Annotated in this window: 32 protein-coding genes and 2 tRNA genes; 15 read left to right on the top strand and 19 right to left on the bottom strand. The window is 52.0% G+C overall.

Annotated features, from left to right (window positions below; all coding sequences use genetic code 11):
- Nucleotides 1-118: 118 nt before the first annotated feature.
- Complete coding sequence (locus Q4A85_RS07350) at nt 119-511, bottom strand: murein L,D-transpeptidase (RefSeq protein WP_303109022.1); 393 nt, start codon at nt 509-511, stop codon at nt 119-121.
- 31 nt (nt 512-542) lie between these two features.
- Nucleotides 543-1,025, bottom strand: a complete 483-nt coding sequence (locus Q4A85_RS07345; protein ID WP_303109018.1) for an outer membrane protein assembly factor BamE — start codon at nt 1,023-1,025, stop codon at nt 543-545.
- Nucleotides 1,026-1,153: 128 nt separating this feature from the next.
- Here Q4A85_RS07345 and Q4A85_RS07340 point away from each other — a divergent pair.
- A tRNA-Ser gene (locus Q4A85_RS07340) sits at nt 1,154-1,244 on the top strand.
- Between the two features lie 50 nt (nt 1,245-1,294).
- On the opposite strand, the gene Q4A85_RS07335 is transcribed toward Q4A85_RS07340, so the two are convergent.
- Nucleotides 1,295-1,366 (bottom strand) — tRNA-Arg (locus Q4A85_RS07335).
- Between the two features lie 8 nt (nt 1,367-1,374).
- Nucleotides 1,375-2,349 (bottom strand): polyprenyl synthetase family protein, encoded by a 975-nt coding sequence (locus tag Q4A85_RS07330; protein ID WP_303109015.1) that lies wholly within the window; start codon nt 2,347-2,349, stop codon nt 1,375-1,377.
- On the opposite strand from Q4A85_RS07330, the gene Q4A85_RS07325 reads away from it, so the two are divergent.
- Nucleotides 2,348-2,482, top strand: coding sequence for a hypothetical protein (locus Q4A85_RS07325; RefSeq protein WP_303109013.1), 135 nt, complete (start codon nt 2,348-2,350; stop codon nt 2,480-2,482). The genes Q4A85_RS07330 and Q4A85_RS07325 overlap by 2 nt on opposite strands.
- 43 nt (nt 2,483-2,525) lie before the next feature.
- Here Q4A85_RS07325 and rpmA read toward each other — a convergent pair whose 3' ends face one another.
- From rpmA to Q4A85_RS07300, 5 genes are all read right to left on the bottom strand, one after another.
- Complete coding sequence (gene rpmA, locus Q4A85_RS07320) at nt 2,526-2,798, bottom strand: 50S ribosomal protein L27 (RefSeq protein ID WP_303109011.1); 273 nt, start codon at nt 2,796-2,798, stop codon at nt 2,526-2,528.
- A 25-nt stretch (nt 2,799-2,823) separates the two neighbouring features.
- Nucleotides 2,824-3,126 carry a 50S ribosomal protein L21 gene (gene rplU, locus Q4A85_RS07315; protein ID WP_303109009.1) on the bottom strand — a complete coding sequence of 101 codons (303 nt, stop codon included), beginning with the start codon at nt 3,124-3,126 and terminating at the stop codon, nt 2,824-2,826.
- Between the two features lie 2 nt (nt 3,127-3,128).
- Nucleotides 3,129-3,377 (bottom strand): hypothetical protein, encoded by a 249-nt coding sequence (locus Q4A85_RS07310; protein ID WP_303109008.1) that lies wholly within the window; start codon nt 3,375-3,377, stop codon nt 3,129-3,131.
- Between the two features lie 89 nt (nt 3,378-3,466).
- Complete coding sequence (locus tag Q4A85_RS07305; protein ID WP_303109007.1) at nt 3,467-4,777, bottom strand: ATP-binding protein; 1,311 nt, start codon at nt 4,775-4,777, stop codon at nt 3,467-3,469.
- A 318-nt stretch (nt 4,778-5,095) separates the two neighbouring features.
- On the bottom strand, nt 5,096-5,764 hold the full coding sequence (locus Q4A85_RS07300; protein WP_303109005.1) for a response regulator transcription factor: 669 nt from the start codon (nt 5,762-5,764) through the stop codon (nt 5,096-5,098).
- Nucleotides 5,765-6,075: 311 nt separating this feature from the next.
- On the opposite strand from Q4A85_RS07300, the gene rseP reads away from it, so the two are divergent.
- The 5 genes from rseP (at nt 6,076) to Q4A85_RS07275 (ending at nt 12,217) form a co-directional block, all read left to right on the top strand.
- Nucleotides 6,076-7,398 (top strand): RIP metalloprotease RseP, encoded by a 1,323-nt coding sequence (gene rseP / locus Q4A85_RS07295; RefSeq protein ID WP_303109021.1) that lies wholly within the window; start codon nt 6,076-6,078, stop codon nt 7,396-7,398.
- A gap of 13 nt (nt 7,399-7,411) precedes the next feature.
- Nucleotides 7,412-9,949 (top strand): outer membrane protein assembly factor BamA, encoded by a 2,538-nt coding sequence (bamA, locus tag Q4A85_RS07290; protein WP_303109003.1) that lies wholly within the window; start codon nt 7,412-7,414, stop codon nt 9,947-9,949.
- Between the two features lie 168 nt (nt 9,950-10,117).
- Nucleotides 10,118-10,630 carry an OmpH family outer membrane protein gene (locus Q4A85_RS07285; RefSeq protein WP_303109002.1) on the top strand — a complete coding sequence of 171 codons (513 nt, stop codon included), beginning with the start codon at nt 10,118-10,120 and terminating at the stop codon, nt 10,628-10,630.
- A 163-nt stretch (nt 10,631-10,793) separates the two neighbouring features.
- Entirely contained in the window at nt 10,794-11,828 is a 1,035-nt protein-coding gene (gene lpxD, locus Q4A85_RS07280; protein ID WP_303109000.1) for a UDP-3-O-(3-hydroxymyristoyl)glucosamine N-acyltransferase, read from the top strand.
- 62 nt (nt 11,829-11,890) lie between these two features.
- A complete protein-coding gene (locus Q4A85_RS07275; RefSeq protein ID WP_303108999.1) occupies nt 11,891-12,217 on the top strand; it encodes an NTF2 fold immunity protein in 327 nt (108 codons plus the stop codon).
- A 28-nt stretch (nt 12,218-12,245) separates the two neighbouring features.
- On the opposite strand, the gene Q4A85_RS07270 is transcribed toward Q4A85_RS07275, so the two are convergent.
- Both Q4A85_RS07270 and Q4A85_RS07265 read right to left on the bottom strand, forming a co-directional pair.
- Nucleotides 12,246-12,521 carry a type II toxin-antitoxin system YafQ family toxin gene (locus tag Q4A85_RS07270; RefSeq protein ID WP_303108998.1) on the bottom strand — a complete coding sequence of 92 codons (276 nt, stop codon included), beginning with the start codon at nt 12,519-12,521 and terminating at the stop codon, nt 12,246-12,248.
- The gene (locus Q4A85_RS07265; RefSeq protein ID WP_303108997.1) at nt 12,518-12,808 is read right to left on the bottom strand and encodes a type II toxin-antitoxin system RelB/DinJ family antitoxin; all 291 of its coding nucleotides are present in this window, start codon (nt 12,806-12,808) and stop codon (nt 12,518-12,520) included. Before Q4A85_RS07265 ends, Q4A85_RS07270 begins: the two co-directional genes overlap by 4 nt.
- Before the next feature lie 87 nt (nt 12,809-12,895).
- Here Q4A85_RS07265 and Q4A85_RS07260 point away from each other — a divergent pair, with 87 nt between their 5' ends.
- The gene (locus Q4A85_RS07260; RefSeq protein WP_303108995.1) at nt 12,896-13,111 is read left to right on the top strand and encodes a hypothetical protein; all 216 of its coding nucleotides are present in this window, start codon (nt 12,896-12,898) and stop codon (nt 13,109-13,111) included.
- A 329-nt stretch (nt 13,112-13,440) separates the two neighbouring features.
- Here Q4A85_RS07260 and Q4A85_RS07255 read toward each other — a convergent pair whose 3' ends face one another.
- From Q4A85_RS07255 to gloA, 6 genes are all read right to left on the bottom strand, one after another.
- A complete protein-coding gene (locus tag Q4A85_RS07255) occupies nt 13,441-14,328 on the bottom strand; it encodes a polyprenyl synthetase family protein (protein WP_303108993.1) in 888 nt (295 codons plus the stop codon).
- Complete coding sequence (gene xseB, locus Q4A85_RS07250) at nt 14,321-14,548, bottom strand: exodeoxyribonuclease VII small subunit (protein WP_303108991.1); 228 nt, start codon at nt 14,546-14,548, stop codon at nt 14,321-14,323. Before xseB ends, Q4A85_RS07255 begins: the two co-directional genes overlap by 8 nt.
- A complete protein-coding gene (locus tag Q4A85_RS07245) occupies nt 14,497-14,718 on the bottom strand; it encodes a hypothetical protein (protein WP_303108989.1) in 222 nt (73 codons plus the stop codon). The genes xseB and Q4A85_RS07245 overlap by 52 nt, the downstream gene beginning before the upstream one ends.
- Nucleotides 14,719-14,794: 76 nt before the next feature.
- Nucleotides 14,795-16,231, bottom strand: a complete 1,437-nt coding sequence (gene mnmE / locus Q4A85_RS07240) for a tRNA uridine-5-carboxymethylaminomethyl(34) synthesis GTPase MnmE (protein WP_303108987.1) — start codon at nt 16,229-16,231, stop codon at nt 14,795-14,797.
- Between the two features lie 83 nt (nt 16,232-16,314).
- Complete coding sequence (locus Q4A85_RS07235) at nt 16,315-16,770, bottom strand: acyl-CoA thioesterase (protein WP_303108985.1); 456 nt, start codon at nt 16,768-16,770, stop codon at nt 16,315-16,317.
- 110 nt (nt 16,771-16,880) lie between these two features.
- Nucleotides 16,881-17,291, bottom strand: a complete 411-nt coding sequence (gene gloA, locus Q4A85_RS07230) for a lactoylglutathione lyase (protein ID WP_303108983.1) — start codon at nt 17,289-17,291, stop codon at nt 16,881-16,883.
- Between the two features lies 1 nt (nt 17,292).
- Between gloA and Q4A85_RS07225 the strand changes: the two genes are divergently transcribed.
- The 3 genes from Q4A85_RS07225 (at nt 17,293) to tsaA (ending at nt 18,630) form a co-directional block, all read left to right on the top strand.
- A complete protein-coding gene (locus tag Q4A85_RS07225) occupies nt 17,293-17,466 on the top strand; it encodes a hypothetical protein (protein ID WP_303108980.1) in 174 nt (57 codons plus the stop codon).
- A 41-nt stretch (nt 17,467-17,507) separates the two neighbouring features.
- A complete protein-coding gene (locus tag Q4A85_RS07220) occupies nt 17,508-17,645 on the top strand; it encodes a hypothetical protein (protein ID WP_303108978.1) in 138 nt (45 codons plus the stop codon).
- Nucleotides 17,646-17,958: 313 nt separating this feature from the next.
- Nucleotides 17,959-18,630 carry a tRNA (N6-threonylcarbamoyladenosine(37)-N6)-methyltransferase TrmO gene (tsaA, locus tag Q4A85_RS07215; protein ID WP_303108976.1) on the top strand — a complete coding sequence of 224 codons (672 nt, stop codon included), beginning with the start codon at nt 17,959-17,961 and terminating at the stop codon, nt 18,628-18,630.
- A gap of 110 nt (nt 18,631-18,740) precedes the next feature.
- On the opposite strand, the gene Q4A85_RS07210 is transcribed toward tsaA, so the two are convergent.
- Entirely contained in the window at nt 18,741-19,052 is a 312-nt protein-coding gene (locus tag Q4A85_RS07210; protein ID WP_303108974.1) for a PepSY domain-containing protein, read from the bottom strand.
- 217 nt (nt 19,053-19,269) lie between these two features.
- Between Q4A85_RS07210 and Q4A85_RS07205 the strand changes: the two genes are divergently transcribed.
- The 4 genes from Q4A85_RS07205 to Q4A85_RS07190 all read left to right on the top strand — a co-directional run bounded on the left by Q4A85_RS07205 (nt 19,270) and on the right by Q4A85_RS07190 (nt 22,120).
- Nucleotides 19,270-19,404, top strand: coding sequence for a hypothetical protein (locus Q4A85_RS07205; protein WP_303108972.1), 135 nt, complete (start codon nt 19,270-19,272; stop codon nt 19,402-19,404).
- Between the two features lie 110 nt (nt 19,405-19,514).
- A complete protein-coding gene (locus Q4A85_RS07200) occupies nt 19,515-20,633 on the top strand; it encodes an RNA ligase RtcB family protein (RefSeq protein WP_303108970.1) in 1,119 nt (372 codons plus the stop codon).
- 79 nt (nt 20,634-20,712) lie between these two features.
- Nucleotides 20,713-21,324 carry a peptide chain release factor H gene (gene prfH, locus Q4A85_RS07195; protein ID WP_303108969.1) on the top strand — a complete coding sequence of 204 codons (612 nt, stop codon included), beginning with the start codon at nt 20,713-20,715 and terminating at the stop codon, nt 21,322-21,324.
- Between the two features lie 112 nt (nt 21,325-21,436).
- Nucleotides 21,437-22,120, top strand: coding sequence for a 2,3-diphosphoglycerate-dependent phosphoglycerate mutase (locus Q4A85_RS07190; RefSeq protein ID WP_303108968.1), 684 nt, complete (start codon nt 21,437-21,439; stop codon nt 22,118-22,120).
- Between the two features lie 79 nt (nt 22,121-22,199).
- Here Q4A85_RS07190 and gap read toward each other — a convergent pair whose 3' ends face one another.
- Entirely contained in the window at nt 22,200-23,204 is a 1,005-nt protein-coding gene (gene gap / locus Q4A85_RS07185; protein WP_303108966.1) for a type I glyceraldehyde-3-phosphate dehydrogenase, read from the bottom strand.
- Nucleotides 23,205-23,503 lie beyond the last annotated feature (299 nt).

The raw sequence follows: 23,503 nt of genomic DNA, 5'->3' as shown, positions 1-23,503 counted from the left end.
TAATGGTTTTTTTGTTTGCTGCATGGTTTAACTGGGCAGCCTGAAATGGGGTTAATGGAACTTTCAGGCTGTCTTCTTTAAAAATTGGGTACACACAACAAAACCCCAATATCTTGCGCTAAATTACTTCAAGCACAAAATATTCTCGCAGTTTTTCATAAACCGCATCGCTCACATTGATACAACCATTTGTCATAATACGGTCTGATACTTTATCGGATACGATTCTTTCTTGTCTGCGTTCTGATGGTTTTCCTAACCATACTCGGTGCAGCGCAAAGAGAAAATCTTTTTCTTCTTTAAAGCCGATAATTTCTCCGCCATACCCTTTTTTTGTGGTTGCGTAGAGCGTTAGCGGGAAAATGCCTTTGGGGGTGGTTTTTCCAATAAGCACTTTATGACAATCTTGCGTATCTGCAAAACATAATTCTGCTTTTTGCGTATCTACAACAACCTTTCGGCTTTGTTTGTATTGTTCAATATTGTTCTCAGCGTGCGCATAATTGAACAATGCGAAAGATAAAACAAAGCCGATAATGGTGTTATTGACGGATTTTTGCAGGAGTAGGCGCAACTTCACGGATAATCACTTGGGGTTCGGATTTTTCAACAACAGGAGTAGGCGCAGGTGGTGGGCAAACGCCATCAGCAGGGTCAACGGCGCGCCAGTGGAAACTGCGTGCGTATTTTTTGCTATCAAATAGCACTTTGTATTGGCAAGTTGTTACGCCTTCCGTGCCTTGACCTGGTGTGTTGAAGTGAAATAGATAGTTCCATTCGCGCACGCGGAAGCCTTCGGTAAATTGTGGTCGTCCGATTAGGTCGTACAATTCGTCTTTTGACATACCTGAGCGAATTTTGCTGAGATTTTCTAAATTAGGAAATGTGCCACGGTCTTTATTGAAAGATGTGCTGGTTGGGTTGGGCCAACGCAATTCGTTTGCTGTGCCGTCCTTAGCTACTTTTGTGCCTGAGCAGGCACTTAGGGCTGCTACGGCAACCAGTGTTAATGCTAATGTTTTCATGACGTTATACTTTCTGCTAAAAAATTAAAGTGTTAAGATAACTTAATATTTGCGGTTTGTCTATTCTAAATCGCTTTCGCTTGCTTGTTCTGTTGTTTATTTATGCGTATAATCTGTCCCCTTTGTACAGAGGGGTGGATGAGTGGTTTAAGTCGCACGCCTGGAAAGTGTGTATACGTTAATAGCGTATCGTGGGTTCGAATCCCATCCCCTCTGCCAGATTATGTTTAAGGCAGCCTGAAAATTGGTTTCAGGCTGCCTTTTTTGTGTCCCGCCGACAGGAATCGAACCTGTATTTTACGCTTAGGAGGCATACGTTCTATCCGTTGAACTACGGCGAGTAAAGGTTTTATGCGATGCGCGATAGGGATTGTTTGGCTAATTCGCGCATGGCGGTGGTGATTTCGTTTTCGGGTAGCTGTTGCAATGCGGCAATGGCTTTATCTGCTGCGTGTTGGGCTTGCTGGATGCAATAATCCAACGCGCCCGATTGCATTACATGGTTGTGGATGGTTTCAAAATAGCTGCGGTCGGCGTGTTGCAAGGCGTGGCGGACATCTTGGGCGGCGGTTTCGCTGCCTTGTTGCATCAGGTAAATCAGCGGCAAGGTGGGCTTGCCTTCGGCTAAATCGTCGCCAACATTTTTGCCGATTTGTTCTACGCTGCCTGAATAATCCAACACGTCATCAATGATTTGAAACGCGGTGCCGATGTATGCGCCGTAGTTTTTTAGGGCTTGTTCTTGCTCGGGCGTTGCGCCTGCTAGGATTGCGCCCACTTGCGCGGCGGCTTCAAATAATTTGGCGGTTTTGTATTGGATGACTTGCAAATACTCGGCTTCGCTGATTTCGGTATTGCCGATGTTCATCAGCTGCATCACTTCGCCTTCGGCGATGATGTTGGTGGCTTCTGCCATCACTTCTAGGATTTTCAGGCTGCCCGAACCGACCATAAGCTGAAAGGCGCGGGTGTACAAAAAATCGCCCACCAACACGGCGGCGGCGTTGCCAAATAAATTGTTGGCAGTTTTGCGCCCGCGCCGCAATTCGCTTTCGTCCACCACGTCGTCATGCAGCAGCGTGGAAGTGTGGATAAATTCCACCATAGCGGCGAGCGAATACAGTTTGTCGTTGTCGTAGCCCAAGCATTTGCCCGCTAAGATGGTGAGAATGGGACGTAGCCGCTTGCCACCTGCCCCGATGATGTACGTGCCAATTTGCGCAATCAGGGCTACTTCGGATTGCACCGCGCGGTTAATCACCACATTGACGCGGCTTAAATCGGTTTCCAAATTTTGTTGAAAATAGGGAATGGTGTGCAGCATGACTTGCGGCTTTCGTGCGATGCGTGTGTTGGAAAAAGGGGCGATTATAACAGTTATCCCTATTCAAAAAAACTGGCTGCCATCGGTTTTCAGGCTGCCTTGTGCGAAACAATATAGGCAGCCTGAAAACTGAAAAACCCCGTTGAAGCAACAGGGTTTGTTTACCAAAAAACGGTTTAGCTTTCTGCGCCTTCGTAGGGGCGGATGCTTACGGTTTTGCGGTTTAACGCGCCTTTGGTGGCAAATTCTACATAGCCGTCCACTTTGGCAAATAGAGTGTGGTCTTTACCCATGCCTACGTTTTCGCCTGCGTGAAATTTGGTGCCGCGTTGGCGTACGATGATGGAACCTGCGGGAATCAGCTCGTTGCCGTAGGCTTTTACGCCTAGGCGTTTGGCTTCTGAATCGCGTCCGTTGCGGGTGCTACCGCCTGCTTTTTTACTAGCCATTTGGGTTACTCCTGATTAGATTGGTTTAGGCGATGGACAAAATTTCAATTTGGGTGAAATTTTGGCGATGACCTTGACGTTTTTGATAGTGTTTGCGGCGACGCATTTTGAAAATGCGGATTTTTTCGCCACGACCGTGGGCAACCACTTTGGCTACCACTTTGGCTTGGGAGGCTTCTGCGCCCAGTTTTAATTTTTCGCCGTCAGCAATCATCAGAACTTCTAGTTCGATTTGGCTGTCGAGTTCGGCTGGTATCTGTTCTACTTTCAATTTTTCGCCAACGGTAACTTTGTATTGTTTACCGCCAGTTTTTATGACCGCGTACATGCTCAACTCCATAAGAATTGGGTTAATGAAAAGTTCCGCTGGTTGGCGGAACGTGGAAAACGGCGGATTATGGCAATATTGGGTTGTTTTGTCAAAATTTTTTGTTGGGCGATGGGGTGGACGAATAACTTTGTAGCGGTTTTCAAGGCAGCCTGAAACTTAAAATAGGATGGCGATGGTTGGTTGCTAAATGGTTTATTAGGTGTGGGGTTGGAAAGGGTTTCAGACTGCCTTAACCGCGTGCGCAGCAAGCTGTACTCCTACGACTTTCGTTGTTCACCCATTTACAAACTTGGTTTCAGGCTGCCTTTGCTTGGCTTACATAGGCAGCCTGAAAACGCTATAGGCGATGCGGTAGGGTGATTTCTACGCGCAATCCTGTGGGAAAGGTTTGGCTGTTGTGTAGGGTGATGCTGCCGCTGTGGCGTTGGGCGATGGTTTGAGCGATGTAAAGCCCAAGCCCTGTGCCTTGTTCGCCGCTGCCGAGTATGCGGTAAAACGGGTCAAACACGCGCTGGCGTTCGGCGGGGGGGATGCCGCTGCCGTTGTCTTCTATGATGATGGTGGTGCTGTTTGGCTGGCTTTGGGTGGATAGGTCTATTTGGCTGCCTGCGGGGGTGTAGCGGATGGCGTTGTCGGCAAGGGTTTTGATTAGGGTGTATAGATCTATTTCGCTGATGGGCAGGCTGGGGTTTTCGCTGCTGGTTACGCCGATGTCTTGGTTTTTGGCTTGGGCTAGGGGGTGCAGGTCTTGGATGATGCGTTGGAATATGGGTTGGATGGGGGTGGCGGGTGCGGGCTGGACTGGCTCGGGGTTGGTTTGGCTGCGGGCAAGGGTGAGCAGTTGTTCTTGCAGTTGCTGACTGCGGGCGATGGTGGTTTTCAGGCTGCTTATTTGTGTTTGCAGCTCGGGGGGGAGATTGTGTTCGGTTAGGCGTTCGGCTTGCAGGCTTAGGGCGGTGGTGGGAGTGCGCAGTTCGTGGGCGGCATCGGCGATGAAGCGTTGTTGCTGTTGCATGGCTTGGTGGGTGCGGTGGAGCAGTTGGTTGATGGCGTGGATGAAGCCTTGTATTTCGCTGGGGGCTTGCTGGGGATTGAGCGGGGCAAGGTTGGTGGCTTGGCGTTGTTGCAGCTCTTGCGATTGCTGGCGCAGGGGGCGCAGGGCGCGGCGGATTTGCCAGATGAGCAGGGCGATGGCGAGCGGGATGGTGGCGAGAATGGGGGTGGTGCTGTGCCATGCGATGCTTTGGGCTAGGTCGTCGCGGTATTCGTTTTCTTGATAGATGATGATTTTGCCTTGCTCGGTGGTGTGGATGTACACGCGGTAGGTGTCGTCGTCATCGGCTTTGGTTAGGGTGTGGAAGCCGTCGGGCAGGTGGCTGGCGGCAGGTAGGGATTTTTTGTCGGGGGCGGCTTGGGTGCTGGCGCGGATGTGGATGCGTGCGTCGTTTTTGCTTTTTTGCGATTTGGGCAGTGGTTGGCTGGGGTTGATGTAGGCGGCGATTTGGCGCAGCAGGTCGTCTTGGATTTTGTGGGTTTGGTGGTAGGTTTCGTAAAACGATAGGCTGCCTGAAATCAGGGCGATGATGAGCAGCAAGACGGTGATGGTTAGGCTAAGTTGCAGTTGCAGGGAGTGTTTGATGCGGGTCATTTTCAGGCTGCCTTTTGGATGCGGGATGGCGGGATGATGATTGGACTATAAGAACCTGTATTCACTATGTTTCATAGGCATCTTTGAATGCCCTAAAAGCGCGGGGCTACTGCGTTAAAAATGCGCACAAGGTGTACAACCTTGCTGTGCTTTTTTCCTTGTATCCGCGCTTTTATGTCATCAAATCTGCCTATGCAAATAATGAATACAGGTTCTAAGAAAGCGTGGTGCGCGGCAAGACGCGCGTTCGGGCAAAAAAGGAATGTGGTTTCAGGCTGCCTTGGGGGGAATAGGCAGCCTGAAAACCGTTTTATCCGCCTATTCGGCTTTGGGCATCATCCAGCCTACGCCGCGTATGTTTTTGATGTGTTCTTTGCCGATTTTTTTGCGCAGGCTGTGAATCAGGAAATCTATGGCGTTGCTTTCCACTTCTTCGCCCCAGCCGTAGATTTTGTCTTCCAGCTCGCTGCGCGATTGGATGAGGCCTGCGCGGCTGATTAGGGCTTGCAGTACGGCAAATTCTTTTTGGCTCAGCGGGATGGTTTCAAGCTGCCCTTGGATGCTGACTTGGTAGTTGGTGGGGTTGAGTTGGATGCTGCCGTTGCTGAACAAGGGGCTGGCTTGCCCTGCGTGGCGACGCAGAATGGCGCGGATGCGGGCTTTGAGTTCCGCCATGATAAAGGGCTTGATGATGTAATCGTCTGCGCCACCATCTAGCCCTGCAAGGCGGCTTTGGATGTCGTCACGGGCGGTGAGTATGAGAATGGGCGTGGCGTTACGGCTGGCACGGGCGTGTTGCAACACTTGGATACCGTCTTTGCCCGGTAAACCCAAATCCAGCAGGATAATGTCGTAGCTTTGGCTGACGAGCGTGGTTTCGGCGGTGTTGCCGTTGTTTACCCAATCCACCGCGTAGCCATCGTCTTTCAGGCTGCCTGTGATGGCTTGGGCAATCATGGTGTCGTCTTCAACAAGCAAAATGCGCATGGGGTTGTCCTTTTGGGATTGAGCGGATGGGTTTAGATGGATTGTAGCAAAGGATAATTAGCGGATAATTAGGGCAGCCTGAAAATGGGTAAACGACTTGGAACAAGGTTTATCTGCCACGCCTGCGCGTAAACAAAATTAAGCACAGCAATCAGACAAAACGCGCTATTTTATTTTCAGGCTGCCTTAACCCATCCAACTCTTTACGCCTAACTCTTTATCAAATAAACAAAAACTGCTATCCTTGCCGCCGTTTTTCAATCATCTCAACACGGAGCGTTATTTTGTCCACTGTTTTTACTGCATTGCATATGCTTGCCGCCTTTATCGTTGCCATTGTCTTGCTGGTGAGCCTGCACGAGCTGGGGCATTTGGTGGTGGCGCGGCTGTGCGGCATCAAAGTGTTGCGTTTTTCCGTAGGCATGGGCAAGCCGTTTTACACCAAACGCTGGCGCAATATTGAATGGTGTCTTGCGCCGTTTCCCGTTGGCGGCTATGTGAAAATGGTGGACACACGCGAAGGCGAAGTCGCCGCCGAAGATTTGCCCGTTGCCTTTGACAAACAACACCCGCTCAAACGCATCGCCGTGGTGCTGGCAGGGCCGTTTACCAACCTGATTTTAGCCGTGTTGCTGTATTGGTTGAGCTTTGGTATCGGTGGCATCACCCAAGTTCGCCCCTATGTGGGCACGGTAGAGCCCGCCAGCATCGCCGCGCAAGCAGGCTTTCAACAAGGTGACAAAATCATCAGCGTAAACGGCAAGCCCGTAAACAATTTTTCCGATGCCTACACCGAAATCGTGCTGGATTTGGAAACAGGCAAAATCAACGTGCAAGTGGAAAACGCGCAAGGGCAGCCTGAAAACCGCATCGTCAATGCAGCAGGCACGCAACAAGCCAACGATGTCGCCAAACGCAAAATCGGGCTGGGCATTTCGCCCGTTAAAATTGGCAACAGCATCGGCGAAGTGCGCCCCAACACCCCCGCGCAACGCGCAGGCTTGCAAAAAGACGACCAAATCATCGCCATTGACGGCAAAGCCCTGCCCACATGGGAAGCATGGAGCAAAATCATCCGCGAAAACCCCAGCCGCAGCCTGAAACTCCAATACATCCGCCAAGGCAAAACATACAACACCACCATAACCCCCACCGCCGAAGGCAAAATTGGCGTGCTACCGCAAAGCGATGCCGCATGGGACAACAAAGTCCGCTATCACTACACCCCCAGCTTCGCCGAAGCCATGCAGCTAGGCTGGAACAAAACCGTTAATTATTCCAGCATGACGCTCTCGTTCTTTGGCAAACTGCTCACAGGCAACGCTTCGCTAGCCCACATTTCAGGGCCGATTACCATCGCCGAAGTGGCTGGCAAAACCGCGCAAATCGGCTGGCAGCCTTATGTAGAATTTCTTGCGCTGGTGAGCATCAGCCTAGGCGTGATGAACCTGCTGCCCATTCCCGTGTTAGACGGCGGGCATTTTGTTTACTATACTATTGAGCTTTTAATAGGGCGGCCCATCAGCAAACGCGCCCAAGAATGGGGCTTACGCTTTGGCATTTCCGCCATGCTCGCCATGATGATTCTTGCCTTTTTCAACGACATCACCCGACTAATCGCCTATTTTGGATAACTTTGGATAATCTATGAAAATCAAAACTCTTACCACAACGCTCATCGCCCTTGGCATCGCCACCCCCGCATGGGCAGCCGATTTCACCATCAAAAACTTCCGCATTGAAGGCGAGCAACACACTTCCGAAGCCACCGTGCGCTCCCTGCTGCCCGTAAAAGAAGGCGACACCTATACCGATGCCGTTGGCGAAGACATCATCCGCCGCCTGCATGCCAGCGGTTTCTACGAAAACGCCCTGCTGGAACAAAACGGCAATATGCTGATTATCACCGTGAAAGAACGCCCGATTGTGAGCGAATTAACGGTGAAAGGTGCAAAAGTATTGCCCACCGATGCCATCGTGAAACAAATGTCCACCGTGCGCGCTAGCAATGCAGGCAGCGATGAAGATTTGGTAAACAGCAAAAAAGACACCGAAAAATCGTATGACGAAAAACAAGCCGATTTTGAGCGCACCACCAACAGCAACACCGCCCAAGCCATTGCCAGCGCAGGTTTAGCCAAAGGCGATTTTTTCAGCCAAGAAGCCCTGATTCGCGCCTTGCGCGCCTTGGATGCCGCCTATAAAGAGCAAGGCAAAAACAACGTAAAAATCACGCCCGAAGTGCAAGAATTGTCGCAAAACCGCGTTGCCGTAACCATCAACATTGAAGAAGGCGAAACCACGCGCGTTAAAAAACTGGATTTTGAAGGCAACGAACGCTTTTCCGATTATCGCCTAAGCCGCGTGATTGGCTTAACCGATGGCACATGGCTGTCATGGATGACCAAATCCAACGTGTTCTCATGGGAAAAATTCAGCAAAGACAAAGCCCGCCTAGAATCGTTCTACCACCGCAAAGGCTATTTTGATTTCAAAGTGGACTTTGAAGACGTGGAACGCCAAATTAACGAAGACCGCACGCGCGAAAGCGTAACCATCCGTGTGCACGAAGGCGAACGCTATTATTGGGGCAACACCCAAATTGAAGGCGACAACAAAGAAGTGCCGATTGCCCAATTGGAAAAACACCTGAAAAAAATCAAACCAGGGCGTTTGAGCAACATGGATACGCTGCAAGAAGCGTTAGCCAAAATTAAACTGGATTTGCAATCGGCAGGTTATGCCCGCGCCGAAGTTACCACCGAAGCGCGTCGCCGCGAAGAAAACGGCAAGCATTATGTGGATTTAACCGTGCAGCTTAACCCTGGTAACCGCGTGGCGGTGCGCCAAATTGAAATCAGTGGCAACAACAAAACCCGCGATGAAGTCATCCGCCGCGAAATGCGCCAAATGGAAGGCGCAACCTACGACCAAGGCAAGCTCAACCGCTCGGCAGAACGCTTGCGCCAGCTAGGCTATTTTGAAGACGTGCAAGTAACCACCGCGCCTGTGCCCGAAGATGAGCAGCAAATGGATGTTTCGGTTGCGGTGAAAGAACGCGCCACAGGCAGCCTGAATGCTTCGGCAGGTTGGTCGCAAGACGATGGCTTGATTTTGGCAGCGGGCGTGTCGCAAGATAACTTGTTTGGCACGGGCAAATCGGCTTCGGTAAACATATCGCGCAGTAAAGTAACCCAATCGGCAAATCTATCATTTACCGACCCTTACTTCACCCCCGATGGCGTGAGCATGACTTACAGCCTATTTGGCTCGCGCTACGACCCATCCAAATCCACCAGTGCCAGCACGCGCCGTAACTACCGCATGACGCGCTACGGCGGCACCTCCACCATGGGCGTGCCCATTACCGAATATGACCGCGTAAACTTTGGCTTGGGTGTGGAACACATGGGCGTTACGCTGTTGCGCAACCCGCCTTATCGCTACCAACGCTTTGTGGATGAAAACAAGCGCAACAACTGGATTTACAAAGGCTTGTTGAGCTGGTATCGCAACACCACCGATGATGGCTATTGGCCCACTCGCGGCTACAACGCCAATGTAACAGGCGAAATTGGTTTACCCGGTAGCGGCTTGCAATATTATCAATTAGGCCACCAGCAAACTTGGTATTTCCCCATTTCTCGCTCGTTTACCTTGATGCTGAACGGACAAATTGGTTACAGCGGCAGCTATGGCAAAACCAAAGAAATTCCGTTTATGTACACCCAATCGGGCGGTGGTTTAGGCTCGGTGCGCGGCTATGAAACAGGCACGCTCGGCCCGAAAGTGTATGACGTAGACCCATACGACGGCTCGCTGGACACCGAAGCATACGGCGGTAAATTTGCCGTGAACGCCAATGCTGAATTGCTGTTCCCCTTCCCCGGTTTAAAAGACAGCAAAAGCATTCGCATGAGCTTGTTTGCCGATGCAGGCAGCGTGTGGGATGGCAAAAACTATAATTCTTTTGCATACAGCCGCAGCAATCCTTATGGCAGCAACGGTTTTTACACCAGCAGCCATAAATCCAGCTTTAAAGAAGAATTGCGCTATTCAACTGGCTTGGCTTTAACGTGGATTTCGCCCGTGGGTCCGATTAAATTGAGCTACGCCTTGCCGTTAAACAAAAAAACAGGCGACCAAGTGCAACGCTTCCAATTCCAACTGGGCACGGTGTTTTAACAGCAAAAAGCCTGTTGGCGGTTGATGACTGCCAACGGGCTTTTGTATCGGCTATCGGCAGCCTGAAAATTGATTTGCGCGGTTGCTTTATCCGCAGGCAATGAATAAACTCAACCCTACGCGCCATCCAGCGTATCACAAATAAACCGAAAAATAGGAAACTCAAACATGAAATCCCGAACCATCCGAAACTTTTGCGCTGCTGCTGTGTTTTCAGGCTGCCTGATTGCCTTGCCCGCCCATGCCGAGCGGGTGCAAAAATTCGGCTATGTGAACCCCGAGCGCGTTTATACCGAAACCCAAGCCGCGCAACGCATTGAAGCCACTTTGCAGCAAGAATTTGGCGCGCAACAGCAAAAACTGAACGCGCTGCAACAGCAAGGCATCAAGCTGCGAAAACAACTTACTCACGGCAAATTGAGCAACGCAGCGCGTAAACAAACCGAAGCCAAATTGCTGGAAACAGGCAAGCAATACCGCATGGCTTCCGCCCGCCTTGCCGAAGAATACAACCTGCGCCGCAACGAAGAATTTGCCGCACTGCAAAACAACGCCAACACGGTTATCCGCAATATCGCCGAAAAAGAAAAATACGATTTGATTGTGCAAGAAGCGGTGTTTGTTACCCAGCAATACGACATTACCGACCGCGTGATTAAACTGTTAGACGAAATGAAGTAGCACACGCATTAAAGGCAGCCTGAAAACGGTGAAACGAATTTCAGGCTGCCTTTGGCGTGATTATGCGTCGCCTTTTTTATTAGCCCATTTTCAGGCTGCCTATCAAACGCACAAGGCAGTCTGAAACCCAATTCAGCCCAACCCAACCCAAGGAGTTCCCCGCATGACCCCATTCACCCTATCCCAGCTCACCGAACAACTCGGCGGTACGCTTATTGGCGACAACATTGCCATCTCCGCCGTTGCCCCCGCCGCTCGCGCCCAAACGCATGAAATCACCTTTCTTGCCAACCCCAAATATAAAAGCGAAGTGGAGCACAGCCAAGCGGGTGCCATCATCGTGTCGCAAAAAGCCGCCGAGCTATTCCCCAACCGCAACCTGATTATCGCGCCCGACCCCTATCTTTACTTCGCCCAAGTGGCGCGTTTATTCCACCCCGCGCCCGTTGCCCAAGCGGGCATACACCCCACCGCCGTCATCGACCCCACCGCCCGCGTGCCAGCAAGCTGCGAAATTGGCGCAAATGTGTACATCGGCGCGCGCACGGTGTTGGGTGAACAATGCCGCATCCTGCCCAACAGCGTGGTGGAACACGATTGCACGCTGGGCAGCCAAGTTGTGCTGCATCCCAATGTAACCGTTTACCACGGCTGCACGCTGGGCAACCGCGTAGAAATCCATTCAGGCAGCATCATCGGCGCAGACGGCTTTGGGCTGGCGTTTGCGGGCGACCATTGGCTCAAAATCCCGCAAACAGGCGCGGTTACGCTGGGCGATGATGTGGAAATCGGCGCAAACACCACCATAGACCGCGGCGCGATGAGCGACACCACCGTTGGGCGCGGCACCAAAATAGACAACCTGATTCAAATCGCCCACAACTGCCAAATCGGCGCGCACACCGTGATTGCTTCGTGCACAGGCATTTCAGGCAGCGTGAAAATTGGCGATTACTGCATACTCGGCGGCGGCGTGGGCACGGTGGGGCATATTGAAATTGCCGACAAAACCACCATCGGCGGCGGCACATCGGTAACCCACAGCATCAAAGAAAGCGGCACGCACTACGCCAGCATCTACCCGATGCAAACCTTCCGCGAATGGACGCGCAACGCCGTGCACCTGAACCACCTAAACGAAATGCACAAGCGCATCAAAGCATTGGAAGCGCAATTAGCCGAACAACACGGCGAATAGGTTTCAGGCTGCCTATTGCTAGGAACAATAGGCAGCCTGAAAACGCTATCGCAAGGAATATCATGTCGCTCAAATTTTTAATCTATCCCATCCTAATCAGCCTATTGATGACCACCCCAACCCAAGCCGCTCCTGACCACAACATCCTAAACCAAAACGACTACATTCTAGTCAAAACCCGCGCCCATGCCGAAGCACTCGCCGAAGTTCATATCGCCAATGTGTATGGCAAAACCCGCGCAACCCAACAAAATCCCTACCAAGTGCAGGAAACACCAACCGCTTGGGTGGTTTCAGGCAGCCTGAAACCCAACAAACGGGGCGGCACGTTTTTTATTGTTATCAACAAGCAAAACGGCGCGGTTTTGCAGCTGACGCACGGGCGGTAAGTACTAGGGCTGTGATAATCAATAACTCCTAGCTAAACAATTCGGCATGCGAGCCCAATCGCACCAGTTGGATTTTATTGTCATCACCCCGCTCATAAATCAACAACATATCGGGCTGGATATGGCATTCCCGAAATCCAACCCAATCGCCTTTTAAATCGTGGTCTTTATATTTTTCAGGCATCGGCACGCCATTGATTAGGCAATAATCCACTTCCACATACGCTGGCCTTAACAAAACTTCCCAGCGTTTTTTGGCATCGCGTTTAAACGAGTTGAGCGCAAATAGCTGAAACTGGCTCACTCCTGCCACTCCTGAATATCGCGCATCATCTCGTTCAAATCAGTATAGCCCTTGCCCATATCGCCGCTGGCACGCCGCGCTACCGCTTCCAACATGGCTTGGCGCGTTGCTTCGTTGGGCACGCGGTTATCATAATTAAACGACAGCGGGATGCTGCGTGTATTGGCAATTTGGTTAAAAAACAGCTTAACCGCCTGCGCAGGCGTTAAACCGTAGCTTTCAATAATGGGAAAGGCGCGTTCTTTCAGGCTTTCGTCCATGCGAATATTGAAATTGATGCTGCTCATTTTATTTTCCTTATTGTGATTACACAGTACAATAGTAAAGCAAAAGTTTTGCAAATACAGTTTTCATTCTTTATTTTTGAGTAAACCATGTGGCACATCATCCTAATCGGCTATATTTTCGTAACCCTGATGTTTTCCATCGCGCAGTATCCGCAAGGCTTGGCGCGGGTGTTGATTTATTTGGTGTTTTGGACGGTGTTGCCTACGCTGTTTTTGGTGTGGGTGGTGTTGATTCGGCGGCGCAATAAGCGGATGAAGTTGGAAGAGATGACGGAACAGCATGAACGCGATAAGGCAGCCTGAAAACAGTTTATTCAACAAAAAAACCGTTTGTCAGGACAGCAAACGGTTTTGTTTTTTCAGGCTGCCATCTTTGCAAACCCCGCAACCGATGGAGCGTTGGCGGCTCGCTCACATTGCGCTAAACGATACAGCTTTATTGAATACAGCATTTAACAACGAGCCGTCGCCGCTCCATTTTGGGTTTCAGGCTGCCTAAACGCGGGCGCAAAGATAGGCAGCCTGAAAAGCTAATCCGCGCTTCTTACGGCTTGCTGGCAAGCCGTGCGCTGGCAAAATCAATTTTCAGGCTGCCTTTTGTTTACGCCATTCTACTGCGGCGGCAGATGCGGTTAAAACTTGCGACCGATGGTAAATTCAGCCAGCTCGCGCAGGCGTGTGGCGCGTTCGCCAAAGGTGGCCAGCGCATTGATTGCGTCGGTGGCTAATTGCTCGGCGTAAGCGCGGGCGGCATTCAAGCCCAGCAGTTTCACATAGGTGGGCTTGTCGGCATCGGCATCTTTGCCTGCGGTTTTGCCCAGCGTGGAGGTGTCGGCGGCGCAGTCCAGCACGTCATCAATCACTTGAAACGCCAAGCCCAGCTTGCGGGCGTATTCATCCAGCGCGGCGAGCGCGGCTTCGCTGGCATCGGGGCAGCTCAATGCGCCCAGTTGCACGGCGGCGCGAATCAGCGCGCCTGTTTTCAGGCTATGCATTTGTTCCAACGCATTTTGTGGCAAATCGCGCCCCACGTTTGCCAAATCAATCGCTTGCCCGCCTGCCATGCCTGCGCTGCCTGATGCGCGTGCCAACACGTTGAGCATTTGCAGCTGCCGCGCGGCGGGCAATGCGGTTGGGCGCGAGAGCACGTCAAACGCCAGCGTTTGCAGGGCATCGCCCACTAACAGCGCGGTGGCTGCGCCGTATGCCACATGGCAGGTGGGCTTGCCGCGCCGCAGGGTGTCGTTGTCCATTTCGGGCATATCGTCGTGCACCAGCGAGTAAACATGGATGCACTCCACCGCCGCCAGCGCGGCTTCGCAGGCAGCCCGAACGCGCTCGCCTAGCTCGGATGCGGCGAGCACCAGCATGGGGCGCAGGCGTTTGCCGCCATCCAACGCGGCGTAGCGCATGGCTGCGTGCAGGTCTTGCGGCGCGTGGTTGCCTGCGGGCAGCAGGCGTTGCAAAACGGCTTCGGTGTGCGCCTGCGCGGCGTGTTGCCATGCTACAAAATCATTCACCTGATAGCTCCCAGTCGGTTAAGTCGCCGTTGTCTAATACTTGGATTTTTTGCTCCACGGCGGCGAGTTTTTGCTGGCAATAGCGCACCAATTCCACACCTTCGGCGTAGTGGGCTAGGGCTTCTTCTAGCGGCTGGGCGGTGTTTTGCATGGATTGGGTGATGGTTTCTAAACGGGCGATTGCGTCTTCAAAACTTTTGGGTGGGGATTTTTTTGCCATGATGGGTCTCGGGGATTAGGGAAAGGTGGGGTAACGGCGTGGATGGGGTTTTCAGGCTGCCTTTGGATTGTGCAAAAGTATGAGACTTTGGTGTGTAGGGTGTGTACCGTAGGCACGCACGCGGATTTAACTTGGAATGTGCCAACCGCGTGCGTGGCAAAGCCACACACCCTACTTGCGTTGTTATTTTAGCTAACTATGTTTTCAGGCTGCCTTTGATTTGAAGCAGCCTGAAACGCATCGAGCCTATTTACCAATGCAAAATCGGCTGAATATCACGCCCAGCAAATCATCGGCGGTAAATTCGCCTGTGATTTCGCTGCACGCGTTTTGTGCAAGGCGCAGGTGTTCGGCAAGCAGTTCTAGCTGGTGATTGCCGCATAGGGCGGCGTTGCCTAGCTCGCGCTGGGCGGTTTCTAGCGCGTGGATGTGGCGGCTGCGGGCAAGGAACAAGCCTTCGCTTTCACCTTGCCAGCCCACCGCATCCAGCAAGGCTTGTTTGAGCAAATCCAGCCCTGCGCCTGTTTTGGCGGATAGGTTAATCAGTGTGGCGGGGGTGTCCGTTTTATCTGCGCTGGTTTTAGCTTCGCTGAAACGCGCTGCGCTCGTTTTCAGGCTGCCTATGTGGTTATCCACACGGCTGGGAGCTTCGTGGCGCAAGTCGGCTTTGTTGTGGATAACAATGCGGGTTAGGCTGCTGGGCAGTTTGTCTAAGATTGCTTGGGTGGCGGCGTTGATGCCTTCGGCGGGGTCTATCAAAATCAGGGCGACATCGGCGTTTTGCACGGCTTTTTCGCTGCGTTCAATGCCGATTTTTTCTACTAAATCGTCTGTCTCGCGCAAGCCTGCGGTGTCGGTGATGTGAATGGGCACGCCATCTAGCGTGATGTGTTCGCGCACGGTGTCGCGCGTGGTGCCTGCAATATGGGTAACGATGGCGATGTCGTCGCCCGCCAGCGCGTTGAGCAGGCTAGACTTGCCCACATTGGGCGCGCCCACCAGCACCACATTCATGCCTTCGCGCAAAATCGCGCCTTGGCTGGCTGTGGATAAAATTGTGGATAGTTCGTTTTGCAGCGTGGCAAGTTTGCCTTGTGCATCGGCGGCTTCCAAAAAATCTATTTCTTCTTCGGGAAAGTCCAGCGTGGCTTCAACCAGCATCCGCAGCGTGATTAAATCGTCCATCAGATTGTGAATTTGCTTGGAAAACGCGCCTTTGAGCGAGCGCACCGCCATGCGGGCGGCGGCTTGGCTGGATGCGTCGATTAAATCGGCAACGCTTTCGGCTTGGGCAAGGTCTAGCTTGTTGTTTAAAAAGGCGCGTTTGGTGAACTCGCCTGCTTCGGCGATGCGCGCGCCCAGTTGCAAACAGCGGTTGAGCAGCATTTGCAGCACAATCTGCCCGCCATGCCCTTGCAGTTCTATCACGTCTTCGCCGGTGAAGCTGGCGGGGGCGGCGAAATAGAGCAGGATGCCGTTGTCGATGGCGTTGCCGTGTTCGTCTAAAAAATCGGTGTAAAGCGCGGTGCGCGGCTTGGGCGTTTTGCCGCCTGTGATGGCTTGGGCGATGGGCAAAAGCTGGCTGCCCGAAATGCGAATCACGCCCACGCCGCCGCGTCCTGCTGCGGTGGCGATGGCGGCGATGGTGGGCTGTTTGTCTGTGGATGGTTGTGTGGATAACATTTTTAAGCTGAAAGGGAATGGCTAAGGCAGCCTGAAAATGGGTTAAGCCTTGCTAAACGGTGCGTGATGTCTTTTCAGGCTGCCTATGGATTGGCTTGCAGGCGCATTTTCTTGCGTTGCTGCGCGGCGGCGTGGCGTTGGATTTGCTGCTCGGTTTGCAATTCCAGCGGCGGCACGGCAACGGGCTTGCCGTCTTTCATGGCAACCATGGTGAAATAGCAAGAATTGGTGTGGCGCACAGTGCGTGTTTGGATGTTTTCGGCTTCCACGCGGATGCCGATTTCCATAGACGTGCGCCCCACAAGGTTCACGCTGGCGTAGTAGTTTACCAGCTCGCCCACATGAATCGGCTCTTTGAAAATCACGTTATCCACCGACAGCGTTACACACATATTGCCCGAATAGCGGCTGGCGCAGGCGTAGGCAACTTGGTCTAGCATTTTGAGCAGTTCGCCACCGTGTAGATTGCCGCTGAAATTAGCCATCGCGGGGGTAATCAGGGTGGTCATGTGCAGTTCGTGGTTGGGGATGGTTTGCATAATATGCACTAAGAAAAAAGGGCGTATTTTAACAAATTGGTGGAATTAGGCAGCCTGAAACTCGTTTAATGTGTTTTCAGGCTGCCTTTGGGGATAAAAATCAGCGCACGCTACGCTTGGGCATAGCTATCCGCGCCTGTGCCTTTTTCAATAAATTCAATTTTGTAGCCATCGGGGTCTTCCACAAAAGCAATCACCGTGCTGCCGTGTTTCATCGGCGCGGCTTCGCGGATGACTTTGCCGCCTTTGGCGCGCACAGCAGCGCAGGCAGCGGCGGCGTTGTCCACTTCAATAGCGATGTGCCCGTAGCCCGCGCCTAGGTCGTAGGCGGGCGTGTCCCAGTTGTGGGTGAGTTCCAAAACTGTGGTATCGCGCTCTCCGCCACAGCCCACAAACGCCAGCGTGAAGCGTCCATCGGGATAGTCTTTGCGGCGCAACAGTTTCATGTTCAATACTTCGGTGTAAAACGCCAAAGATTTGTCTAAATCGCCCACGCGCAGCATGGTGTGGAGTAATCGCATAATGTGCTCCTTGTTATGGTTGGTTGTATTAAGGCAGCCTGAAATTCAGTTCGCCCCGTTTCAAGCTGCCTATTTTACGATTTACGCGGCGGTTTATCTAATCTTTGCTTGTGTTGTTAAGGCAGAAGGCAGCCTGAAAATGGGTTTCAGGCTGAAATTTTTGCAAAACCTGTAACCAATGGAGCGTCGGCGACTCGCCAACATCTTGGAAAATCAGTGCAAATCAGTCATGCGCTGTTTGAAGTGTTGGCGATGAGCCGTTACCGCTCCATTTTAGGTTTCAGGCTGCCATTGGGGTTTTGCAAAGGTTTCAGGCTGCCTTTAATGGAGCGGCGACGGCTCGTCGCCAAATAGTGCACAACGCAAATAGAACAGCGCGTTGGTCGTCAAATTATTGATGATTTTCCTTTTTCAGGCTGCCTTTAATCACGATAAAATAATCCCATCCTGTGCCACATTCCAAAGGCAGCCTTAGAACCTGTATTCACTATTTGCATAGGTAGATTTTATGGCATAAAAACGCGGATACAAGGCAAAAAGCACAGCAAGGTTGAACACCTTGCGAGCATTTTTAACGCAGTATCCGCGTTTTTATGCCATAAAATCTACCTATGCAAATAGTGAATACAGGTTCTTAAACCCATCCACCCCCCCAATCCAAAGCAAAATGCCCTACACCCTAACCCCCATCGGCACCGTCCAATCCCCCTACACGCAAAAATTCGGCATTCCACGCCAGCCCCAGCTCGTCCCCGCCGCCCAAATCATCCTAATGCTCAATCCAGCCTTCACCGCCGACAGCGTGCGCGGGCTAGACGGCTTTGACTACATCTGGCTGCAATTTCTGTTTCACGATGCCATCAGCGAAGGCTGGGCGCAAATGGTTCGCCCACCGCGCCTTGGCGGCAAACAAAAAATGGGCGTATTCGCCACCCGCAGCCCGCATCGCCCCAACCACATCGGGCTTTCCCTGCTGCGCCTTAACCGCATAGACACCGCAGGCAACCGCGTGCGCATCCATTGCCAAGGCGGCGACCTGCTAGATGGCACGCCCATTTTAGACATCAAGCCCTACATTCCCTTCGCCGAAGCCCATCCCCAAGCCCGCGCAGGCTTTGTAAACGGCGCACCCGCTTTGTTAAACGTTATCTGGCAGCCTGAAAGCCACCCCGAGCAGCTTGCCCCCGAACACCGCGCCCTGATTGAACAAAGCCTAGCCCAAGACCCCCGCCCTGCCTATCAAGACATCCCCGAGCGCATCTACGGCGCAACCATCGCAGGCAAAGAGATGAAATTTCAAATCGCCAACGGCATCGTCCGCATCCTATCTTGCGATTAAGAACTCGCTCAAACGTTTCACATGAAACACGCGCAAAAAAAGGACGCGCCCAGCACGTCCAAAACTCACAAGAAAAGTTCATTTCAGGCTGCCTTAAACAGCCCGCGCAATCAATCATCCAAATGGCTAGACAACACCGCGCCCGTTTTCGCATCCACTTTCACTTCATACTTCTGCCCATTCGCCATGCGCACATCCACATCAAAATGGTCGGGCTTGTTGCGGCTGCGGTCAAATTCCACATCCGTTGCTTGCCCGCCGCCCACTTTTGCCACCGCAATTTGCGCCGCTTTTTCATGCGTGATGTAGCTGGCGCGATTTTTCTCGTAGTGCAAATAATCGCCATCCGCCAAAGCGGGCGCAGAGATGGCCGCAAATGCAGCAGCAAAAATAACGGCGGCGGTTTTATTGGTTAATTTCATGGTGTAACTCCTGTTTCAATGTTTAAAAAAGCGTGTCGTTTGACAACGCTGGGCAGTATAAAAAACGAAAATTAGGAAACAATTAGCAATGTGTTAAGAATGTGTAAACGCGTTTCAGGCTGCCTTATTGGGTTAGGCAGTCTGAAAACCGTTCGGCGTGGTTAAAACAGATTTACGCACGAAAAACCACACAATCCCGCCTTTTTCCACGCCATCGTTGCCAAACCCCGCTCCCCGCGCGTATCATCCGCGCTTTATTTTCAACCCATTGCCAAGAAAGGATAAAACCATGCAAAACATCGCTCAATCTCCCATCCAACTTGGCAGCCTGAACACCAACCGCGTTATCTAATCGCCCGTTCGGGCTGCTTTCTCTACCATTTTTGTTAAGACAATCATTTCAACGATGCCGTTTCAGGCAGCCTGAAACACGCCTTAACAAAACCAAAAGAAAGTACCCACATGGGCAATCAAATTATTATCATCAAAAATTCAAATACTTGGATAGAAGGCAACGCCGTCCAACAACTAGAAACCACCGCCAAGCTGCCGCATATTCAGCGCGTGGCAGGGATGCCCGATTTGCACGCAGGGCGCGGTTATCCCATTGGTGCAGCGTTTTTCAGCATCGGGCATTTTTACCCCGCGCTGATTGGCAACGACATCGGCTGCGGCATGGCGTTTTGGCAAACCGATTTAGCCGCGCACAAAGCCAAAACCAACAAATTAGTCAAACAGTTAGGCAGCATAGACGCGCCGCTGGACGCAAGCTGGCAAGCGCGGACAGATGAACTGCTGCCCCATCATCCGTTTCAGGCTGCCTTGGGCACGATTGGCGGCGGCAACCATTTTGCCGAGCTGCAAGCGGTGGACACGGTTTACGCGCCCGAGCATCTGCCCGCCGCGTTTAACCCGCAATGCTTGCAACTGTTGGTGCACAGCGGTTCGCGCGGCTTGGGGCAGCAGATTTTGCGCCGCCATGTGGATAAATTTAGCCACGCTGGGCTGCCTGAAAACACACCCGAAGCCGCCGCCTATCTTGCCGAACACGCCGATGCGCTCAATTTTGCCCGCGCCAATCGCCGCTTGATTGCCGAGCGAATGCTGGCGCCTTGGGGCGCAGACGGCGCGTGTTTGCTGGATGTACATCACAATTTTTTGCAACAAATTCAAATAGATAATCAAACAGGCTGGCTGCATCGCAAAGGTGCAACGCCGTCCGATTGCAGCTTGGTGGTGATTCCAGGGTCGCGCGGCGATTACAGCTATCTAGTTCGCCCGATTGTGGATAATGCAGCTAACGCTTTGTTTTCATTGGCACACGGCGCAGGACGCAAATGGCAGCGCGGCGAATGCAAAGCGCGGCTGTCGCACAAATTTTCCGCCGATAGCCTGCGCCAAACCGCATTTGGCAGCGCGGTGGTGTGCGCCGATAAAGCCTTGATTTTTGAAGAAGCCCCGCAGGCTTATAAGAAAATAGACAGCGTGATTGCCACCCTGCGCGACTTTGGGCTGATTGAATTGGTGGCACGGATGAAGCCCGTTTTAACCTATAAAACCGCAGGCGGCTGCGCCGATTGATGAACTTAGAACCTGCATTCACTATTTTCAGGCTGCCTATTGCATTCAGGCAGCCTGAAACCCCATCGCAAGGAACTTTATGATTTATCTACAATTATCCACAGGGCAATCGCCCGCCGAATGCCAAATCTTTGCCCAATTTGTGTTAAACAAAATCCTGCGCGAAGCCGAAGCCGCAGGCGTGGCAGCGGAATTGTTAAGCCAAACCGCCAGCAAACACGGCATTTTGTCCGCCACCTTTGCGCTCAACGGTGCAGGCGCGGAAGCCCTGTCGCAACGCTGGCTCGGCACGCTGCAATGGATTGGCAACAGCCCCGTGCGCCCCAAACATCCGCGCAAAAATTGGTACATCGCCGTTTTCAGGCTGCCGCAAATTCCCACTCTGCCCGATGACGACAGCATCCGCTTTGAAACCTGCCGCGCAGGCGGCAAAGGCGGGCAACACGTCAATAAAACCGACAGCGCGGTGCGCGCCACGCATCTGGCAACGAGTATTTCGGTGCGCGTGGAAAGCGAGCGCAGCCAACACGCCAACAAAAAACGCGCCCGCGAGCTGCTGGCTTTAAAGCTGGCGGAACAGCATTCTGCCGCCTTGGGGCAACACGCCGCCAATGCGCACGCGCAGTTGTATCAAGTGGAGCGTGGCAACCCCGTGCGCGTGTTTAAAGGTGCGGATTTTCGGGAACAATAGGCAGCCTGAAAGCTGGGTAATCGCTTTTCAGGCTGCCTATCATCAATTTCGCCAGCTTGGCGCATAAATCCTTTAAAATCACGCCTTTCAACCCACTCCCGAAAGGAACATCATGGAACTCGTCTTTATCCGCCACGGTTTGAGCGAATGGAACGCCAAAAACCTGTTCACAGGCTGGCGCGATGTGAAACTCAGCGAAAAAGGCATCGCCGAAGCGCAAGAAGCGGGGCGCAAACTCAAAGCCGCTGGCTACCAGTTTGACATCGCGTTCACATCGGTTTTAACCCGCGCCATCAAAACCTGCAATTTGGTGCTGGAAGAAAGCGACCAGCTTTGGGTGCCACAAATCAAAACATGGCGGCTGAACGAGCGACATTACGGCGCATTGCAAGGCATGGACAAAAAACAAACCGCCGAAAAATATGGCGATGAGCAAGTGCACATTTGGCGACGCAGCTACGACACGCTGCCCCCTTTGCTAGATAAAAACGACGAATTTTCCGCCCACAACGACCGCCGCTACGCCCATTTGCCCGCCGATGTGGTGCCCGATGGCGAAAATTTGAAAGTAACGCTGCAACGTGTGTTGCCCTTTTGGGAAGACCAAATCGCCCCCGCCATCATCAGCGGCAAGCGCGTGTTAGTGGCGGCGCACGGCAACAGCTTGCGCGCGTTGGCGAAACACATTGAAGGCATTTCCGATGACGACATCATGGGCTTGGAAATCCCAACAGGGCAGCCGTTGGTGTACAAATTGGATGATGATTTAAACGTGTTTGAGAAATTTTATTTGTAATTGCGATACTTTATTCAACAATAAAAGGCAGCCTGAAAATGCTATTTCACGTTTTCAGGCTGCCTTTTATGTGGATAACTTAAATTTTCTCGGCAAAGAATTTCAACGTACGCACCAGTTGGCAAGTGTAAGACATTTCGTTGTCATACCAAGCCACGGTTTTCACCAATTGCTTGTCGCCCACCGTTTGCACACGCGTTTGCGTGGCATCAAACAGCGAACCAAATTCCACGCCAATCACATCAGACGACACAATCTCATCTTCCGTGTAGCCAAACGATTCATTGGCGGCGGCTTTCATCGCCGCGTTCACTTCTTCCTTGCTCACATTTTTTTCCAAAATGCACACCAATTCGGTCAGCGAGCCAGATGGCACAGGCACACGCTGCGCCGCGCCGTCCAATTTGCCGTTCAACTCGGGAATCACCAAGCCGATGGCTTTGGCTGCGCCTGTGCTGTTGGGCACAATATTCGCCGCAGCGGCGCGGGCGCGGCGTTTGTCGCCTTTGCGATGCGGCGCATCCAGCGTGTTTTGGTCGCCCGTGTAGGCGTGGATGGTGGTCATCAAGCCTTGCACCACGCCAAATTGTTTTTGCAACACCGCTGCCATCGGCGCAAGGCAGTTAGTGGTGCAAGAAGCCGCAGAAATCACGGTTTCGCTGCCATCCAACACATGATGGTTCACATTAAACACCACGGTTTTCATGTCGTTGCCCGCAGGCGCAGAAATCACCACTTTGCGCGCGCCTGCGCGGATGTGCGCTTCGGCTTTGTCTTTGCTGGTGAAAAAACCCGTGCATTCCAACACCACATCAACGCCCAATGCTTTCCAAGGCAATTCTTCGGGATTAGGCTTGGCAAACACCTTGATTTCTTTGCCGTTTACGATAAACGCTTCTTCTTTTTGCTCAATCGTGCCGTTGAAGCGACCTTGCGTGGTATCGTATTTAAACAGATGAACCAACATATCAGCAGGCGTTAAATCGTTTACGGCAACCACTTCAATGCCGTCTGTTTTCAAGATTTGACGCAACGCCAAGCGACCAATGCGCCCAAAACCGTTAATTGCAACTTTAACTGCCATTTTTACCTTCCTTCATACACGTTGAAAAACACCTATTTTTACCATTTTTTACGCCTAAACGCAAAAGGCTTTTGGCTTTGGGTAAAACCGCGCCAAGTTGTAATTAAATTAAAAACAATAGATCAAAAAATAAAAAGATGATGGTTTATGAAGTCTGCTACAAAATGTGGATAAGTTATCCAAACCAATGATTTTATGTTGAAATATATAAAACAAAAAACTGTGCGCGATTGCGATTCATTCATCGGGATAATTGTGGATAAAATTAATCCCAAATAGCTTTATTGTGGATAAACTGG

It is taken from the genome of Kingella sp. (in: b-proteobacteria) (genome assembly GCF_030527935.1).
Taxonomy (GTDB): Bacteria; Pseudomonadota; Gammaproteobacteria; order Burkholderiales; family Neisseriaceae; genus Kingella_B.
Note: the sequence above shows the minus strand (reverse complement) of the source record. Positions and strands in the feature narration are given on the sequence as shown.

Bases quoted from the DNA above. Each gene is read 5' to 3' on its own strand.
- Q4A85_RS07345 (WP_303109018.1), bottom strand. From the start codon at position 1,025: ATGAAAACATTAGCATTAACACTGGTTGCCGTAGCAGCCCTAAGTGCC.
- Q4A85_RS07200 (WP_303108970.1), top strand. From the start codon at position 19,515: ATGGGCAATCAAATTATTATCATCAAAAATTCAAATACTTGGATAGAA.
- Q4A85_RS07325 (WP_303109013.1), top strand. From the start codon at position 2,348: ATGACTTGCGGCTTTCGTGCGATGCGTGTGTTGGAAAAAGGGGCGATT.
- Q4A85_RS07210 (WP_303108974.1), bottom strand. From the start codon at position 19,052: ATGAAATTAACCAATAAAACCGCCGCCGTTATTTTTGCTGCTGCATTT.
- lpxD (WP_303109000.1), top strand. From the start codon at position 10,794: ATGACCCCATTCACCCTATCCCAGCTCACCGAACAACTCGGCGGTACG.
- tsaA (WP_303108976.1), top strand. From the start codon at position 17,959: ATGCCCTACACCCTAACCCCCATCGGCACCGTCCAATCCCCCTACACG.
- Q4A85_RS07235 (WP_303108985.1), bottom strand. From the start codon at position 16,770: ATGCAAACCATCCCCAACCACGAACTGCACATGACCACCCTGATTACC.
- Q4A85_RS07225 (WP_303108980.1), top strand. From the start codon at position 17,293: ATGTGCTCCTTGTTATGGTTGGTTGTATTAAGGCAGCCTGAAATTCAG.
- Q4A85_RS07275 (WP_303108999.1), top strand. From the start codon at position 11,891: ATGTCGCTCAAATTTTTAATCTATCCCATCCTAATCAGCCTATTGATG.
- Q4A85_RS07190 (WP_303108968.1), top strand. From the start codon at position 21,437: ATGGAACTCGTCTTTATCCGCCACGGTTTGAGCGAATGGAACGCCAAA.
- mnmE (WP_303108987.1), bottom strand. From the start codon at position 16,231: ATGTTATCCACACAACCATCCACAGACAAACAGCCCACCATCGCCGCC.
- Q4A85_RS07300 (WP_303109005.1), bottom strand. From the start codon at position 5,764: ATGCGCATTTTGCTTGTTGAAGACGACACCATGATTGCCCAAGCCATC.
- Q4A85_RS07260 (WP_303108995.1), top strand. From the start codon at position 12,896: ATGTGGCACATCATCCTAATCGGCTATATTTTCGTAACCCTGATGTTT.
- gap (WP_303108966.1), bottom strand. From the start codon at position 23,204: ATGGCAGTTAAAGTTGCAATTAACGGTTTTGGGCGCATTGGTCGCTTG.
- prfH (WP_303108969.1), top strand. From the start codon at position 20,713: ATGATTTATCTACAATTATCCACAGGGCAATCGCCCGCCGAATGCCAA.
- rseP (WP_303109021.1), top strand. From the start codon at position 6,076: ATGCTTGCCGCCTTTATCGTTGCCATTGTCTTGCTGGTGAGCCTGCAC.
- bamA (WP_303109003.1), top strand. From the start codon at position 7,412: ATGAAAATCAAAACTCTTACCACAACGCTCATCGCCCTTGGCATCGCC.
- gloA (WP_303108983.1), bottom strand. From the start codon at position 17,291: ATGCGATTACTCCACACCATGCTGCGCGTGGGCGATTTAGACAAATCT.
- Q4A85_RS07330 (WP_303109015.1), bottom strand. From the start codon at position 2,349: ATGCTGCACACCATTCCCTATTTTCAACAAAATTTGGAAACCGATTTA.
- rplU (WP_303109009.1), bottom strand. From the start codon at position 3,126: ATGTACGCGGTCATAAAAACTGGCGGTAAACAATACAAAGTTACCGTT.
- Q4A85_RS07305 (WP_303109007.1), bottom strand. From the start codon at position 4,777: ATGACCCGCATCAAACACTCCCTGCAACTGCAACTTAGCCTAACCATC.
- Q4A85_RS07285 (WP_303109002.1), top strand. From the start codon at position 10,118: ATGAAATCCCGAACCATCCGAAACTTTTGCGCTGCTGCTGTGTTTTCA.
- Q4A85_RS07265 (WP_303108997.1), bottom strand. From the start codon at position 12,808: ATGAGCAGCATCAATTTCAATATTCGCATGGACGAAAGCCTGAAAGAA.
- rpmA (WP_303109011.1), bottom strand. From the start codon at position 2,798: ATGGCTAGTAAAAAAGCAGGCGGTAGCACCCGCAACGGACGCGATTCA.
- xseB (WP_303108991.1), bottom strand. From the start codon at position 14,548: ATGGCAAAAAAATCCCCACCCAAAAGTTTTGAAGACGCAATCGCCCGT.